We start from the raw sequence: 17,797 nt of genomic DNA on the forward strand, positions 1-17,797 counted from the left end.
GTATGTTTTCGGCTGTTTATCTTTGAACCTTTACTTTGCTGTTTTCTCTCAATGTTTCGAACCCTCTTACCACCAGGTTATCATTAACATCAAGCCCGCTCAATATTTCTATATTATTTTCGTCTTCCATGCCTGTATTGATATCCCGACGAATAGCCGTGTTCTTCTCTACAATATATACATACTTTCTGTTCCGATGAGATTGAATAACATTCTTAGGTATGACAATGGAGCTATCAGCTCTATCTACAATAACATCTGCCTTTACAAACATACCGGGACGCAACTTCAATTTATCATTCTGAATGGTGATCTTTCCTTTAAAAGTACGGGTTTCCATACTTACCGCAGGAGATAATTCGGTGATGGTTCCTTTCAATGTATCATGAGGCAAGGTATAGTGTGTAATAAATACCGGTTGAGATACTTTCACATCGTTAATAGCACTTTCGGGCAGGTTTACATCCATGTACATTTGCGCATAGTCCATAATTCCTACCATCGGTTTACCTTGTTCTACTTTTACGCCGGGGGTATAGTGTGGCAAATTAACGATTACTCCATTAAAAGGAGCTTTAACTGTCATCTTTTCAAGATTCAACTTTGCATTCTCGTAATCATAACGGGCATTGGTTACCTTTACTTCGGTATTGCGCATTTCGCTCAGTGTTACTCCTCCTTTTTCATGAAGAGTTTTCTGTTTGCTTTGTTCTTGTTCTGCTATTTCAAGACTTAGTTTTTTGCTATCAATAGCAATTCCGTTTTCATATTCAACATCTGTAAGACGTATAATAGTTTGTCCTTTATTAACGGTATCTCCCAATTTAAAAGGTTTGCCCGTTTTAGGATTTATCTGGAGTTTATAATTTCCGGCAATCTGCGAATTTAATTCTACTCCATAAGTAGGATTGGCTGTTCCTGTTGTATTAAACAGTTTACTGATAGAACCTTTTTTTAATTCTGTAACAGAAACAGGTGTAGCAATATCATTCTGAGATCCCTGAGGCTGATTATTACAAGAAGCCAATACAGCTACAACAATAACAGACAATGCGATAGTATTTATAGTTTGTTTCATGACTGGATTTATTTTTCGGAGTTAATATCTTTCAGTGGTACAATAGCCATATTATTCTCAAAATCGTATAGAGAAAGGATTTTCAGGTTTAATAATTCAATTTTATAATTGATTAAAGCCTGAGAATAAGTCATTTTCTTACTTGATAGCTGTGTTTGGAATTGATTCATATCCATACCTGTAATGTCTCCTTCGCGATAGCGAATGATATTCAAATCATACGTAAGTTGTGCATTCCTCACATTTTGCTCGGCTATTCTAATCTGTGTTTTGAGGTTTTCCAAGCTACGCCATGTTTGACGAATATTTAATTCAATATCTTTTCTTTCTTCATGAGCTTCAAGCCTGTTTATTTGTTGAGCTATTTTTTGTGCACGAATACGGGCTTTCTTTTCTCCCCAGTCGAACAAGGGAACGGAGAAACTTACAGAGATAGTTGGACTCTGCATCCGATCTTTATAAATATGCTCAAACTTTTCATTTACTCCAGTGAAACCAAATGATAAATCTACATTTCCTTTAAATTCATTTAGAGCTTTTGTGGTAATCATTTGAAAGTCTAATTCCTCTGTGGCTATTTCACGTTGTCGCAATTCAAGTCTTGAATTTAGTCCTTGTTCTATTGCTTTATTTAGATCAACCTCAACTTCGTTTATCTTTACTTCGGCAAAGACAACAATATCTTCATCTAATCCCATTCCCAATGTTTGTTTCAACTGATCTTTTGCGTTAGATAAGGATACGATTCGCTCTTCAACAGAGGAGTTTGCTGTTGCAAGATTCAACTCAGCCTGAAAAAGCTCATCTTTAGCAGCCAAATCTGCTTCTACCTTATTCTTTATAATATCATAGCTTTGTTGCGCATTGGTTAATTCTTCTTTACTAATCTCCAAATTGCTTTGAGCCATATATACCATATAGAACTGATTCGTAATCTGTTTTTCTGTATTCAGACGTTGTAGAGCATAACTTATATTGGCATTTTCCAAATCAAACTCAATTCGCCTCAATTCCATTTTTCTTCGGTTATAGGTAAAAATGGGTTGTTCCAGTCTTAATGATAAATTATTATTAAATTTTTTATTACTACCTTCCTTTTGACTACTGGAGCTACCATTCTGCCATCCAAATGTATTCGTCAAAGAAACTAACCCATCTGTCCACAATATAGGTTGTTCAATACGGAAAGTACCATTTGAGTTGAAATTTTCACTGTTATACCATTTAGAATTAAAGCTATCAAAATTACTCCTTTTACTATAATCTATAGGAGTTATATTAAGTAAAAACTTAGACTTGAGAGAAGCTCTTTGAGCTATAAGATTCTGTTGATACCGCTCTAAGTTCATAAAAGAGGTACGTAAGTTTGGGCTGTTTTGAGCCGCAATATCCATCGTTCTTTCTAATGTGAGCACTTCCTGTCCATAGACGAGTGACGAGGTTCCCATAAGGATGCTCACAGCAAGAATAATCTTCTTCATTCGTTGAAACTTGCTTTGCATAAGTCTGTTTAATTTATATTACTGTCTTTTTACTATTTTCACTGCATCGGCTGTTACACTTCTGATTTTACTCTCATTGGTTAATGTAACTTTCACTGTATCTGTATCAAAATAATATACTCCAAGTTGTTCCCATTCTCCGTTGGGGTTTCTCATATTAAGATAAGCATCTTCTTCTTCTCCGTTGTATGCTACTTTAAAATGATATTCTTTTCCGTCGTGCCTTCGATTCCAGCTCTCACTATCGTAGGCCCAATAATAAATTTCATAATATCCGGCACCATTAAGAGGTGCTTTCCAGGTGGCTGTTTGAGTACCGTCTCCACTCTTTATTACATAAGCCGAACGAATGTACTCTCCGTAATATCCACCATTGGTAGTAGGTGTCCATTGCAAAGGAGGACGCCAGGACTGCACTCCCATATACTTAAATCCACTATCTTCAATTCTATCCAGCCATTTGGGAAGAAGCCCTACTATGGCAGGTTCAGATAATGAGAATAAGGGGTCTTCATTATCTATGATAATTTCATTGGGACTTTGTTTAACACCTCCCTCAATTACAAAATCGCCTTCTTCATCAACGGTTGTTCTGTTTTCCTTCACAATATTACGTACAGGAAGGTAGATGGTTGCCGGTAAGTTATTAGATATAATAGTATTGACTTCTATATTACGAGGTTCTTCTTCCCATACAGAAACCAGCATCTTTGTTTCATGAGGCTTCAATGTAACCTTCCGGCTGGCTCTTGGATCGGGATCGTCATTCCAATACCCTCCCACGCGTGTATTAACGTGTACTATACCATCGTGATCGGAAAGATTTGAAATAGTTACCTTAAGCACAAAACTCTCTTTACCCCTATTTATAATATGAGATACTTCGGGCGGATAAACCGTAAAATACGGAAGAGGAGTTGGATGATTCCATTTTGTTATTTCCGATCGAATATCTGTTTGAGTTATATGCCCTAATGTGTCTAATAGATTTTCAAACTGAATGTTTTTAAATGTATTTCTTCTTAGCATTGTATACAATGAGTCTTTAAAAGCATTTACCCCAATGCCCATTTCAGGGACAGAGAAAAGCACCGCCGCTTTAAGACCTATAATATTATCTTGAATATCCCGATACTTGGCATCTCCTAATAACTCCTTAAATGAATGTCGATCTAACAATAAATTTGCTTTTTCATTATTGGATATACCATTGTAATTTCTTTCCCAGCCGCCATCTTCCGACTTTCTTTGCAAATAAAGCTCTACAATTCGGTTAGAAACCGACCATTCCGACGAAAATATATTATATCTAAAATTATAGAACTGAGGAAATACATAATAAGGATTGGCTTCCGAAGTTATCTCCATTCTTCCGCGTTGGCCCATAGAAAAATCAACCTTTCCTTCCGAATCCATGAAATTGTACAAAAGATCATCAAAAGTTCTTATCTTAGCTTCGTATTCATCAATTTGCCGATCCCATTTAGACCATTCAATGCGGTTTTTCCATCTTCTGCGTATATCCATTTCATCAAATATCCATCCTTTTTCCGGAAAGAGTACCATCTCCGGTTGCATGGTTTCTTGCGATTGCGACCAAGCATGCACATACGTATGGAATTGAGCCGGCACTTCAATCAAAGAAAACTGCTTAAACGGATAATTGAGTTTAGTTTCCCTCTCCATGCGTTGTTTGGCTTCTTTCAGCAAATGAGGAATGGTATCTTGAATACTGTCGAGCTCGGCACTAAAGAAATCATGCCCTTCTATATACCAGGCATTAAACAAAACACTATCGGCCTCAATACTTTTCCGTGCATATTTGCCAATAATTAATGAAACAGCCTGTACCGGATAGTCTGTAGAATACACATATACACCTTCTGCTTCAGAAATATTTCTTCCTTGTGATAGGGGTATTAAACCGGGCAAAGGTTTAATTGTAATGTTGAAATCGCTAAAATAAGATTGTAGCCAGTCGGGATTTTCATCACTAAACGAAATCCCCGGACGTGGGTACCAATAGGTTTCCGGAGTAAATAACAAATAATTATCTGTTTGAAAAGAATATTGTTTATCTACATTAATCAACATTCTTTTGTTTTCCTTTTGAAGTACTTCTTCGGGAATATCTAAATAACAAAAGTCGTTATTTATCTTACCATGATATTTAATGGTAAGGGAAATACTGTCTCCCTGAGTTATTTCTTTTTCAAAATCGGCAAGAATAATCTGATGGTCACGAGTATACTTAACAGGGGTTCCTTCATACTCTATATGATCTACCTGCAACCCCGGATTTAAACAAAAAGCAAATACAGAAGAGCTTTTCAGAGCTGTACCCTTCACCTTTACCTCGGCGGTAATAGAGGAAGGTTGTTGTTCCACCCAGATATCATATTTATCAATAACCATTTTAGGTGTATTCACATATTTGTTATTGATTTCCGTATATTGTTTACGCACGCTGCCTTCGTGCAATATCAGACGGATGTGGTTAAAACCTGCCGCTCCACTCCCAAGCAACATTAAAACGCCTAATGCAACCCAGGGATAACTGCTTCGGGAATAATTGGGCAAACGATTGAAAAGAGAGATGGTTAAGCAAATAAAAGCAATACCGGCAAAAAGATAAATTGCTCTATGATTGAGTACAGTTACATAATTGGTAAATCCAACAATCGAAGACTTCATTAACGGAAGGCTGTATGCCATATAGTCAAACAAATAATAGAATTTGTTTCCTATATAAAAAATGGTGAGCCCGATATATCCAAGTAAAATAACAAAAGTCAAAGCCTGGTTCTTTAATACCAGCATCATAAAAATAGAAAGGCCGATAATGAAAATTAAAGTCGGAACACAAATAATAAAGAAATATTGAAGGTATGCCAGTAAATCAACGTATGCTCCGGTTGACATATAATTAAATAAAAGCGTCATTCCCAATACGATGAGATTCAAGATCAGAAAAACCCGTAGATTTCCCCAAATCTTACCAATTACATACTCGGCATTACTCAAAGAGTGTACATAAAAAACTTCGGAGGTATCGAGCTTTTTATCTCGTTTAAGAAAGTCTGAGGCCAGAAATATGGCAATAACCGCCTGCCCTGTATTTAGCAACAACAAACTAACATAAGGAATATTGGATGAAACGGCTTTCATCATCCAACTGCCCCAAGCATCTTCGGATAACAACATGTTACCATTATAAATACCCAAAATCAACAAAGCCAATACTGTAAACACCCTGAAAAACCAACTTCGTACCAGGAGTTTACTTTCGTACTTTGCTACCGACTGTACATTATGAATAAATGACATAGGATGATAGTTCGTTAAAATAGTTTAGTTTGTTAGTTGTTTATTAATCGTTCGTCCAGAGGTTTAGTTCGTTTTCCATGTAGTACACGTATGCGTGTTCCAGATTTGGGGGATAGGGTTCGGCATCAAATCCCACTACTTCCTCGGTAACGACTTGCACCTCCCAGCCTGTTCCGGAAGGAATGGTAGAGATTACCGGATATTTTTTATCCACTTCGTGCAATTCATCTGCCGATACTTTAATTCGCCAAACTTTACCTTCGGTACGCTTTATCATTTCTTCGGGAGAACCATAAAAGGCAACTTCTCCTTTATTCATTAAAGCCATGTGCTTGCAAGAGCTGGATATATCGCCCACAATGTGGGTGGAAAGTATAATGGTTACTCCGTTTTCACTTACTTCAGATAGCAGGTTACGGAAACGGATTCTCTCTTCCGGGTCGAGCCCCGTGGTAGGTTCATCCACTATAATAACTTTCGGATTGTGTATTAAAGCCTGTGCAATGCCCAAACGGCGTTTCATCCCTCCGGAAAGTTTATTGGCATATCGTTCGCGTACATCAAACAGTCCTACACTTTCGAGCATATTGTCGACAGCCTGTTTACGTAATTTGCTATTATTCATACCGGAAAGACGCGCTGCATAATCTAAAAACTCATACGTTTTATATTTAGCAAAAAAACGGAAATCCTGAGGTAAATAGCCTAATATGGCTCTGATTTCTTTGCGTTGCTTTCTTAAATCATAACCAAAAACATTCACCTCTCCGGAACTGGGTTCCATTAAGGCAACAAGTATACGCATCAAAGTAGATTTACCTGCACCGTTAGGACCCAATAATCCAAACATGCCGGTAGGTATTTCAAGGTTTAAATTTTTAAGTGCATGGTTCCCATTGGGATACACTTTATTTAAGGCTTTAATAGATATGCTCATCAATTGGTAGTGTTAACGAGGGCTAAAGTAGCATTTTTTTAGTTACATGTTCCAAATTCAAACTTGTTTTATGAAAAATACATGAATGAGGAACATTTTTTATGATTTGAGAACAATTGAAGATCGTTTAATGTACTTATAAGTATCTCTTTTGCACAAGAAAACTATTATTATTTCATGCAAAAACTATTTCATTTCCTTGCAAAAATTATTCGTCCACCCGCGGTGTACGTTTCGTCCACCCGTGGTGTACCTTGCGTCCACCCGCGGAGTACTTTGCGTCCACCCGCGGGTGGACGAATAACTTTTGCTAAGAAAAAGAATAGTTTGCAGGTGAAAAAGGAATAAATTTCAGCTGGATTACAAAAAAACCGATATGCTATTATTGCATACCGGCTTAGAAACTGTTTTGAATTTTATTCTGTGATAAATTAGTCTTATTTTTTGTTTAGCTATTGCTTTATTTATAAGGAGCATAGCGGGCTATGTGACTGCAAATAAAGTGATAGATAAGCGAAAAAGAAGGCTGATTTAGCCAGATATAAGCAATAATAGATTATTCCATAAAATTCAAAACGGTTTCTTACACTATATTTCTGTTTAATACTTTAAAACTCAAATCCTAATTTGAGGCTTACTCCGTGTGATTCCGAGTCGTAATACCAATTATCATAATAATGCCAACCAAAATCATACTCATCATACGACTGATAAGAATAGGAAAGAGAAAGATTTAAGGCTGTTCTTCCTGCTAATCCAATACGTACTCCGCCACCTATCGTTGCAAATCCCCCTTCTACATCACCAACAGTACCTCCGGTTCTCACATCTACAAACGGAGAAACTTTTGATTTTAAAAAGTTGGCGCGGAAATTTGCATAAATCGGCACGGAGTGTTTTTCAATATCTGTGTAGTAACGATATCCCATACCTCCCCCTACAAAAATATGGTTATTAAACTGATAACCGTGTGTAGTTGTTACCTCAAAATGATTCAGGTTAAACCAATCGTCATAATCACCTCCCATAAAGGCATAGCCAAAATCAACGAATCCTTTATAGCCGCGCAATGATGATTTTTTAGGAGCATACTCTTGTTTCGTTGCTCTCCTATAATTGTTTTCTTTTAATATTTTCTCTACCCGATCCATGTTATACACAAAAACACTTCCATCATAAGTTTGTATTTTTACAGTTTTATCAGGTATTTGTTCAAGAACATGCCCCTTAATTATACTTCCGTCTTTTAAGTAAAGAACATCAATGTAGTTTTGTGCAAAGGAGTAAATATTCGCCCCTAAAAGTAACACAAATAATAGAACAGCTTTTTTCATTGTTTTAATATTATAGTTAAGTTTTGTGCAAATATATAAGTAATATCTATATCTTTGTCGCAAAGATTCTATTAATTTATTCACAAACAAAACTTTATTTTGCTTTATGGAAAAATATTCTATTCGTTCATTCATTCAAGAGACAGCACAAAGTGACACAAAAAATGGTTTATTCGAACTTGAAAAAGAACATCTGTTGGAACTCAATATAAACAACCAAACAATTATGATAAAAAAAGGAGCTATGGTTGCTTATGATGGTGAAATTAAATTCACCAGAGAAGGTATGTTAAGTAAAGGAGTGGGCAACTTACTTAAAAAAGCTGTTAGTGGAGAAGGAACTTCTATGATGAAAGCTTCCGGAACCGGCAGAGTATATGTAGCCGACTTAGCTAAAAAAGTTCGCGTACTCTACCTGGAAAATGAAACTATCAATGTAAACGGGAATGATGTATTGGCGCACGAAGAGTCTATCAAGTCAGATATAAAGATGATGAAAAGCGTGGCCGGAATTATGGGAGGAGGTTTATTTCAAGTCCATTTAAATGGTACAGGACATGTAGCTATCACTACTCATGGAGATCCTCTTACATTATTGGTAAAACCCGGAAAACCTGTATATACAGATCCTAACGCCACAGTTGCATGGTCAGGCAATTTAACTCCTAAAATTAAAACCGATATTTCTCTTAAAACATTTATAGGACGTGGCTCGGGAGAAAGTTTTCAGCTACAGTTCGAAGGAGATGGTTGGGTAATTGTACAGCCGTACGAAGAAACTTACGGAACGGCGGAATAAACTGTGCTTGAACACAGAGACACGAAGACACAGAGCTATTAAATAAAAATTTCTGTGCCTCCGTGTCTTTGTGTTCAACTTAATAAACTCATTTACTCCCAATCCAGAATAACTTTACCGCACTCTCCCCCATCCATAATTTCAAATCCTTGTAAGAAATCATCTACGGATAAACGATGAGTTATAATTGGATTTAAATCTATGCCCGAAATAAGCATTTGTTCCATCTGATACCAGGTTTCCCACATTTCGCGACCATAAATACCTTTTAATGTCAGTGCTTTAAAGATAACTTTATCCCAATCGATGGCAGTACCTTCTGGTTGAATACCCAGTAATGAGATTTTAGATCCATTGTACATACTGTCAAGCATCTCATTAAAGGCTTTGGGAGAACCCGACATTTCCAAACCAATATCAAAACCACTCATGTGTAGTTGCTTTACAGCCTGTTCGATTGTTTCTCCTTTAGCCGGATTTATAGTTAAAGTAGCTCCCATCTGTTTGGCAATATTCAGTCTGTAATCGCTTAAATCGCTGACAACAATGTATCTGGCTCCGGCAAACCGACAAATAGCTGTAGCCATAGAGCCAATCAGTCCGGCACCTGTAATCAATACATCTTCGCCAACAATAGGAAAAGATAAAGCTGTATGTGTGGCATTTCCAAATGGGTCCATGATACTGGCCATTTCATCCGAGATACGATCATCCAAGCGCACCACATTCTCTGCCGGAATAGATAGATATTCAGCAAAAGCACCGTCTCTATTCACCCCAATACCTATTGTATTTTCGCATACATGTTTCTTACCACGACGACAGTTACGGCAATGCCCGCAAGCAATATGCCCTTCTCCTGTCACCCGATCTCCAACATTAAGGTTTTTTACCCCCTCGCCTATTTTAGCCACTGTACCTACATACTCATGCCCAATAATCATGGGAGTTTTGATCGTCTTCTCCGACCATTTATCCCATCTATATATATGAAGATCTGTTCCACAAATAGCGGTTTTCTTGATTTTTATTAAAACATCATTGACTCCAATTTCAGGCATTGGAACATCTTCCATCCAAAGACCTTTTCCGGGACGTGATTTAACTAAAGCTTTCATTATTACGTTTTTTTTTAACAAGGTTATAAATATCAGAAACTATTTTGAATTTTATGGAACAATTTATTTATTGTTTATATCTGGCTAAATCAGCCTTCTTTTTCACTTATCTATTGCTTTATTTTCAGTCACATAGCCCGCTATGCTCCTTTAAAAAAAGCAATAGCTAAACAAAAAATAAGACTAATTTATCACAGAATAAAATTCAAAATAGTTTCTGATTCAAAGGTATATTATTCTTTTGGATTATAAATAAGAAATCCCACTTGTTTTTAGCAGTAACGCTAAATCCAAGTGGGATCTTTTGTTGTATTCATTTCCTCTTTAAACTTTTCCGATCTAATCTTAAAACAGATCGAAAATTAAACTTTCTGTTAGCTGTAAATTAAAACTAATTTCAATTCAAGTAACTAGAAAGATCAGCTGCAGAGATGTTTTTGGCTATAATCACACCATTAGCATCCAGTAAATAGTTAGCGAAACCACGGTTTAGATTGTACTTTCTAAATAAACCAGATTCCTCTCCTTTTGTTTCAACGAAACAGGTGGGAGTAACTATTTGATCCCTACGAATAGTCTCATCAAAAATCGATTGATATTCATCAAACGAAACAGAAACCATTTGTACATTAGAGTGAGCAGATTGAGTTGCATGGCTTAAACTTGCGTTAAGCATCCGGGAATGCGCATCATAACTTGCCCAAAAACTAAGCAAAACGTATTTACCTTTCAACTCGTTCAGGTGAGTCGTTTGCTTATCCGACATATCTTTGATTTTAAAATCCGGGGCTATGTCGCCCGTGTTTAAACCTCCGGTAGGTTTATCTTTCGCAACGAAAGAAGTCAAGGAACTAATGAGTAATACAACAAAAATCCATTTTACATGCTTCATGCATTGGGGTTTTGGTTAATACTATTCCGGGAACTGTTATCACAGTTATTTCTTCCCGGAACCTTATCTATAACAAAACATTGATAAAATAGTTTTGCTAATATCAGTATTCTCAATACTGAAATCGGGCGCAAAGTTATGCAGTTATTGTAATACGATCCAAAAAAACAAGCCTTTTTCTCTCTTTTTTGGGTTATTTTTTATGTTATTTAGCATAAACAGAGGTTTTTTTCTTACTTTTGCATAAAAAATCAAGACTCTCTAATTTGAATTATGCAACAATCATCCAACACCGAATTAATTTTAATTCGTATCACCGGAGAAGATCGTCCCGGGCTTACAGCTTCAATTACAGAAATCCTGGCTAAATATGATGTTACCATTCTTGATATTGGTCAAGCTGATATTCATAATACATTATCTTTAGGTATTTTATGCAAAACCGAAGAACAACATTCGGGATTTATTATGAAAGAGTTGTTGTTTAAAGCTTCTTCTTTGGGAGTTACTATTCGTTTTTATCCTACTTCGACCGAAGAATATGAGGAATGGGTAAAAATGCAAGGTAAAAACCGATACATCTTAACCCTTCTTGGGCGTAAGCTTTCAGCCCGTCAAATAGCTGCGGTTACTCGCATCCTATCGGAACAAAGCATGAATATTGATGCCATTAAACGACTTACCGGTCGTATTCCTTTAGATGAGAGCAAGGAAAGCGCCAGAGCTTGTATTGAGTTTTCGGTTCGTGGCACTCCCAAAGATCGCGTAGCCATGCAAGAAGAATTAATGATACTTGCCCGTGATTTGGAAATGGACTTCTCCTTTCAGTTAGATAATATGTACCGAAGAATGCGCCGTCTTATTTGCTTCGACATGGATTCTACACTGATTGAAACCGAAGTTATTGATGAGCTGGCCATACGTGCCGGAGTTGGCGATCAGGTAAAAGCGATTACAGAACGTGCCATGCGTGGCGAAATAGACTTTACGGAAAGTTTTAGGGAACGTGTTGCATTATTAAAAGGACTGGATGAATCTGTAATGCGAGAAATAGCCGAAAGTCTTCCTATTACAGAAGGAGTTGATCGCTTAATGTATGTTTTAAAAAGATATGGATACAAAATAGCTATCCTTTCCGGAGGATTTACCTATTTCGGCAGATACTTGCAAGATAAATATGGTATTGACTATGTATATGCCAATGAACTGGAAATTGTAGATGGAAAGCTCACCGGAAACTATTTGGGAGATGTTGTAGACGGAAAACGAAAAGCTGAACTTCTTCGCCTGATTGCACAAGTAGAAAAAGTGGATATTGCACAAACCATTGCTGTAGGCGATGGAGCTAATGACCTTCCGATGCTTGGTGTAGCCGGGTTGGGTATTGCTTTCCACGCTAAACCTAAAGTAGTAGCTAATGCCAAACAGTCTATCAATACAATTGGTCTGGATGGCGTACTTTATTTCTTAGGTTTCAAAGATTCATATTTAGATGAACGGGGCAAACTCTAATTTTATTGATTATCTTTGCTCACAAATAAAAATGAAATGAAGTTTTCTGAACTAAAGTTAGAAGAGAGTGTAGTTGAAGCACTTGATGCAATGCGGTTTGATGATTGTACACCTGTACAAGAGCAAGCCATACCTATTATATTAGAGGGAAAAGATTTAATAGCAGTTGCACAAACCGGCACCGGCAAAACCGCAGCCTTTCTTGTGCCCATTCTCAACAAACTAAGTACGGGAAACTATCCGGAAGATGCCATCAATTGTGTAATAATGTCTCCGACTCGTGAACTCGCACAACAGATTGACCAGCAGATGGAGGGCTTTTCTTATTTTATGCCTACATCAAGTGTGGCTGTTTACGGAGGAAATGATGGCATTTTATTTGAACAACAAAAAAAAGGTTTGGTATTAGGTGCCGATGTAGTAATAGCTACCCCCGGACGCTTGTTGGCGCATTTGAATCTTGGCTATGTAGACTTCTCTAAAGTATCTTTCTTTGTGCTCGACGAAGCAGACCGTATGCTTGATATGGGATTCTTTGACGATATTATGCAAATAGTTAAGTATTTGCCCGAAGAACGGCAAACTATTATGTTTTCCGCAACCATGCCTGCCAAGATTCAGCAAATGGCAAAAACCATCCTACGTAATCCGGAAGAAATTAAACTGGCAGTATCTAAACCGGCAGAGAAGATTATACAGGCAGCCTACATTTGCTATGAATCTCAAAAATTAGGAATCATTCAAAGCTTATTTGCAGATCAGGTACCAGAGAAAGGAATCATATTTGCTTCGTCCAAAATAAAGGTAAAAGAGGTTACCAAAGCACTTAAAAGAATGAAACTGAACGTTGGCGAAATGCATTCCGATCTGGAGCAATCGCAACGGGAAGCTATTATGTATGAGTTCAAATCCGGCAAAATAAATATTCTTGTAGCTACAGATATTGTATCCAGAGGAATTGACATTGATGATATCCGATCGGTAATCAACTATGATGTTCCTCATGATAGCGAAGACTATGTTCATCGTATCGGCCGAACCGCCCGTGCCAACAATGATGGGGTGGCAATTACTTTTGTCAGCGAAAAAGAACAAAGCAATTTTAAGAGCATTGAAGATTTCTTAGGCAAAACAATCTATAAAATACCCGTACCAGCCGAACTTGGAGAATCGCCGGAATACGCTCCCCGAGCAACGAGATACACAGGTGGCAGAAAACCCAGAAAGAATTATAAAAGCAATGGGGGAAATAAGAAGAATACCCAAGCAACTTCTAAAAAGAAATAATTCTTTTTACTCCACAGCTGATATCAATAGTTTACCATCAAAACTTATCAGCAAATTAATAATATTACAAACCGGGCTATCAGGTATACATAAATTAGCTTGGTACAGAAATCCCTCTTTGTCAACATGAACAAATTCCATATCGGCAAGGATGGATGTAATATAAAGATCTTCTGAGATGTATTCTTTCAATTGCTCTTTGCGAATATCGCTTGCAAATAAACAATTCTTTCCTTCATACACACAAATATGCATAATGTTATCATAGTATACATTATCTACACTCAATCCGTCTTCTGAATAAATGGTTTTAGTCACTTTCATTGTAGAAGGATTAATATAGACATAAGCCCTATATCGTACATTATTATAATATACAACAGAATCTCGTTGGGTTACCTCTGTATAAGTAGGAATAATATGGTGCGAATTATCCGGAAATGCCAAAGAATCAGATTCATTTTCTGATTTATAAAGCTTTACCTTATTTCCGGATAAGGTCTGAAAATAAAAAGTGTAATCGGTCTGCCTATCTATATAATAACGGGCGACCTCATTTCCATAAGTAAAAAGACTGTCTTTGATTATTTGAAAATAAACCGGTGTAGAATTGGAATCTGTATGGTAGATTGTATCACCAACAATATACAAATACGGAGCATCTGTTTCTTCATCAAGCCAGATTCCCTGTAACAATTGTTTTGCTTTCTGATTTTCAGCCCTTCCAGAAGACGTTATAAATCCTCTACTTGTACAAGATGCCAACAACAGAATAGTCATTATACTTATGATACTCCTTGTCATAGTCAAAGTTTTGTGCAAATGTACACAAAACTTTGAAATAAGCTTATTATTTACCTATACAATAATAATCGAATCCTTGTTCCTCTATTTCTTTCTTCTCATAGATATTCCGCCCATCAAAGATCACGTGTTTATTCATTGCTTTTTTGATAACTGCCCAAGAAGGCAAACGAAATTCTTTCCATTCAGTAATAAGCATCAAAGCATCGGCATCCAGAACAGCATCATACATATCATTGGCATAATAAACGGCATCCCCTATTTTTCCTTGAGATTCCTTCATGGCTACAGGATCATAAACGCGTATATTACATCCGGCCTTCAACAACAAATCAATAATAACTAAAGAAGGCGCTTCTCGCATATCATCTGTTTCCGGTTTAAAGGCAAGTCCCCATAAAGTAATCGTTTTCCCTTTAAGATTTCCTTGAAAGTGTTTTTCTAATTTCCGGAACAAAATACTTTTCTGCAAATCATTCACTTCTTCAACAGCCTTTAATACGCGCATGGAATATCCGTTCTGTTCCGCAGTTTTAACTAATGCTTTTACATCTTTAGGAAAACAAGAGCCCCCATATCCAATACCCGGATACAGGAATTTTCGTCCGATACGAGTATCCGAACCAATGCCATTGCGTACCATATTCACATCGGCCCCTACTAACTCGCAAAGATTAGCAATATCGTTCATAAAGCTGATACGTGTAGCAAGCATAGAATTGGCTGCGTACTTTGTCATTTCAGCAGAAGGGATATCCATAAAAATAACACGGAAGTTATTTAGCAAAAATGGTTTATAAAGTTTGCTCATCAGTTTTTCTGCACGTTCCGACTCCACTCCTACTACTACTCTGTCAGGACTCATAAAGTCGCTGATAGCATTTCCTTCTTTTAAGAATTCAGGATTAGAAGCTACATCAAACTCAATATCCTCCCCTCTTTTATTTAATTCTTCTTTTATAGCATCTTTCACTTTACATGCAGTGCCTACAGGAACAGTACTTTTAGTCACAACCAATACATATTTTTTCATATTCCGACCAATCGTACGGGCTACTTCCAATACATATTTTAAATCGGCGCTTCCATCTTCGTCCGGTGGAGTACCTACAGCACTAAAAACAACCTCTACATCATCCAATACGCTTTCGAGAGAAGTGGTAAAGTTCAATCTCCCTGCTTTAGAATTACGAAGAACCAGCTCTTCCAACCCATTTTCATATATTGGGATTATGCCATTTTTAAGAGACTCTATTTTTTCGACATTCGTATCAACGCATGTAACATTCACTCCAATTTCAGCAAAACAGGTTCCTGTAACCAAACCCACATAACCTGTACCCACAATTGCTATTTTCATTCTTTTATCAATGCATTAAGTTTAAGAATCAGATCATAAGTAAAGCACAAAAATACAACTTTTTTTCTCATATTCATCAACACAAGCAAGAAAGCGTTTATAAATTGTTAATAACAAAAAGCAATCCTTCTTCTCATATCTGCAATTTATATACTACTTTTGCACTCATGATTGATTTAGCCCAGCATATTGAAGTTTTATTATTGGAAAATGATTGTGTAATTATACCTGGTTTCGGAGGGTTTGTTACTCATTATTCCCCAGCTCATTGGTCGGAAGAAGAAGCTATCTTTCAAGCACCAACTCGCATTATAGGCTTCAATCCTCAGCTAAAGATGAATGATGGCATACTGGTTCAATCATATATGGAAGTATATAATACAAGTTTTGCTGATGCAAGCCTTATTATTAAATCTGAAGTAGAACAGCTTATCAATACACTTCATAAAGAGGGAAAAATTGAACTTGCAAACATTGGAGAGTTATCATACTCCATAGATAATTCATACATATTCAATCCGTATAATCACAACCTAATATCTCCTTCTTTATATGGACTGGATACTTTTGGCATTACAGAGCTGAAAGATCTGCTTAAACCAACAGAGAAGCCACTTGATTTACCAGCCGTTCAGCCAACTTCCAAAAAACATTATGAAATTAAGATTAACCGTACCTTATTAAGGAATACAGTTGCTGCTGCCATAACCATTATCTTGTTTTTTGCCTTATCCTCTCCTATTGAGAATACACAGATAGAACAAGTAAATTATGCACAATTAATACCCTCCGGCTTTCTCGAAAAAATAGAGAAACACTCTCTTTTAACATCACTCGTAGGAATACAGGCAGAAGAAGAGCAACAACGCCATCAGCCCCAACCACAGCCCAAGGTTCAAGTAGAAGAACCAATTAAAGAACCTCTACCTATTGAAACAGAAACAATAAAAGAGCCAATAGTAGTAGAGAAGAAAGTGCAAAAGGCCTCTAAACAAAAAACAATTAAAAAGAAACAACATACTTATCATATTATCGTAGCCAGTGTCGCAAATTCGAAAGAAGGGAAAGAGATTATTGAACAGCTTCATAAAGAAGGCTATAAAAATGCCCAAATAATAACAAAAAACGGCAAAACAAGAGTCAGTATTTTCTCATTCTCCGATCGTAAAAAGGCCGACAATCAACTACTTAAATTACGAAAAAACAAAGCATACAAAAGTGCTTGGCTACTACCTGTTAAGTAAAAGAAAACCTAAAATGAAACGAATACTCTGTCCCAAATGTGAAAATTATCTTTCTTTTGATGAAACCAAATATAGCGAAGGGCAATCATTAGTCTTTGTATGCGAACATTGTGGAAAACAATTCAGCATTAGAATTGGAAAGACCAAAATGAAAGCTACCCGAAAAGAAGAAGAGTTAAATGAAAAGGTTGAAGGCTCTGAATTCGGAAGCATCATTGTTGTTGAAAATGTTTTTGGTTATAAACAAATACTCCCATTACAAGAAGGAGACAATATAATAGGACGACGTTGTGTGGGAACTACCATCAACACGCCTATAGAAACGGGTGATATGAGCATGGATCGCCGGCATTGCATTATCAATGTAAAGCGAAATAAGCAAGGAGAGATCATCTACACACTAAGAGATGCCCCAAGCCTTACCGGAACTTTCTTAATGAATGATATATTGGGAGATAAAGACAGAATCCGTATTAATGATGGGGCAATTATAACGATTGGAGCTACTACACTTATTCTCCGGATTTCTTAATTAGGGTTTCTATTTCATACTTAAAACACCAAATAGAAAAATCGCATGAAAGGTTTAAAACCATCCATGCG

14 protein-coding genes are annotated in these 17,797 nt (G+C 36.7%); 5 read left to right on the forward strand and 9 right to left on the reverse strand.

All coding sequences use genetic code 11. The features are described 5' to 3' along the window. Positions 1 to 16 precede the first annotated feature (16 nt). The 5 genes from D0T60_RS04520 to D0T60_RS04540 form a co-directional block, all read right to left on the reverse strand. On the reverse strand, positions 17 to 1,078 hold the full coding sequence (locus D0T60_RS04520) for an efflux RND transporter periplasmic adaptor subunit (protein WP_163216959.1): 1,062 nt from the start codon (positions 1,076 to 1,078) through the stop codon (positions 17 to 19). A gap of 8 nt (positions 1,079 to 1,086) precedes the next feature. Beyond that, positions 1,087 to 2,580, reverse strand: coding sequence for a TolC family protein (locus tag D0T60_RS04525; protein WP_163216960.1), 1,494 nt, complete (start codon positions 2,578 to 2,580; stop codon positions 1,087 to 1,089). Between the two features lie 18 nt (positions 2,581 to 2,598). After that, positions 2,599 to 5,907, reverse strand: a complete 3,309-nt coding sequence (locus D0T60_RS04530) for a xanthan lyase (protein ID WP_163216961.1) — start codon at positions 5,905 to 5,907, stop codon at positions 2,599 to 2,601. A gap of 43 nt (positions 5,908 to 5,950) precedes the next feature. Then, positions 5,951 to 6,844, reverse strand: coding sequence for an ABC transporter ATP-binding protein (locus tag D0T60_RS04535; protein WP_163216962.1), 894 nt, complete (start codon positions 6,842 to 6,844; stop codon positions 5,951 to 5,953). Between the two features lie 608 nt (positions 6,845 to 7,452). Further along, on the reverse strand, positions 7,453 to 8,178 hold the full coding sequence (locus D0T60_RS04540; protein WP_163216963.1) for a hypothetical protein: 726 nt from the start codon (positions 8,176 to 8,178) through the stop codon (positions 7,453 to 7,455). Positions 8,179 to 8,284: 106 nt separating this feature from the next. Between D0T60_RS04540 and D0T60_RS04545 the strand changes: the two genes are divergently transcribed. After that, positions 8,285 to 8,977 carry an AIM24 family protein gene (locus tag D0T60_RS04545; RefSeq protein ID WP_163216964.1) on the forward strand — a complete coding sequence of 231 codons (693 nt, stop codon included), beginning with the start codon at positions 8,285 to 8,287 and terminating at the stop codon, positions 8,975 to 8,977. Positions 8,978 to 9,069: 92 nt separating this feature from the next. On the opposite strand, the gene tdh is transcribed toward D0T60_RS04545, so the two are convergent. Next, positions 9,070 to 10,095: an L-threonine 3-dehydrogenase gene (gene tdh, locus D0T60_RS04550; protein WP_163216965.1), complete on the reverse strand. Its 1,026-nt coding sequence runs from the start codon at positions 10,093 to 10,095 to the stop codon at positions 9,070 to 9,072. 397 nt (positions 10,096 to 10,492) lie between these two features. Next, complete coding sequence (locus D0T60_RS04555; protein WP_163216966.1) at positions 10,493 to 10,987, reverse strand: TlpA disulfide reductase family protein; 495 nt, start codon at positions 10,985 to 10,987, stop codon at positions 10,493 to 10,495. 273 nt (positions 10,988 to 11,260) lie between these two features. Here D0T60_RS04555 and serB point away from each other — a divergent pair, with 273 nt between their 5' ends. Then, positions 11,261 to 12,499 carry a phosphoserine phosphatase SerB gene (gene serB, locus D0T60_RS04560; RefSeq protein WP_163216967.1) on the forward strand — a complete coding sequence of 413 codons (1,239 nt, stop codon included), beginning with the start codon at positions 11,261 to 11,263 and terminating at the stop codon, positions 12,497 to 12,499. A gap of 36 nt (positions 12,500 to 12,535) precedes the next feature. Continuing rightward, entirely contained in the window at positions 12,536 to 13,786 is a 1,251-nt protein-coding gene (locus D0T60_RS04565; protein ID WP_163216968.1) for a DEAD/DEAH box helicase, read from the forward strand. A 6-nt stretch (positions 13,787 to 13,792) separates the two neighbouring features. On the opposite strand, the gene D0T60_RS04570 is transcribed toward D0T60_RS04565, so the two are convergent. Both D0T60_RS04570 and D0T60_RS04575 read right to left on the reverse strand, forming a co-directional pair. Beyond that, positions 13,793 to 14,590: a DUF4738 domain-containing protein gene (locus D0T60_RS04570; protein ID WP_163216969.1), complete on the reverse strand. Its 798-nt coding sequence runs from the start codon at positions 14,588 to 14,590 to the stop codon at positions 13,793 to 13,795. A gap of 46 nt (positions 14,591 to 14,636) precedes the next feature. Beyond that, a complete protein-coding gene (locus D0T60_RS04575; RefSeq protein WP_163216970.1) occupies positions 14,637 to 15,950 on the reverse strand; it encodes a UDP-glucose/GDP-mannose dehydrogenase family protein in 1,314 nt (437 codons plus the stop codon). Positions 15,951 to 16,117: 167 nt separating this feature from the next. Between D0T60_RS04575 and D0T60_RS04580 the strand changes: the two genes are divergently transcribed. Together D0T60_RS04580 and D0T60_RS04585 are read left to right on the forward strand one after the other, a co-directional pair. Continuing rightward, entirely contained in the window at positions 16,118 to 17,194 is a 1,077-nt protein-coding gene (locus D0T60_RS04580; RefSeq protein ID WP_163216971.1) for an SPOR domain-containing protein, read from the forward strand. Between the two features lie 13 nt (positions 17,195 to 17,207). Then, entirely contained in the window at positions 17,208 to 17,726 is a 519-nt protein-coding gene (locus D0T60_RS04585) for an FHA domain-containing protein (RefSeq protein WP_163216972.1), read from the forward strand. Positions 17,727 to 17,797 lie beyond the last annotated feature (71 nt).

It is taken from the genome of Bacteroides sp. 224 (assembly GCF_010500995.1).
In the GTDB taxonomy this organism is placed as follows: domain Bacteria; phylum Bacteroidota; class Bacteroidia; order Bacteroidales; family Bacteroidaceae; genus Bacteroides.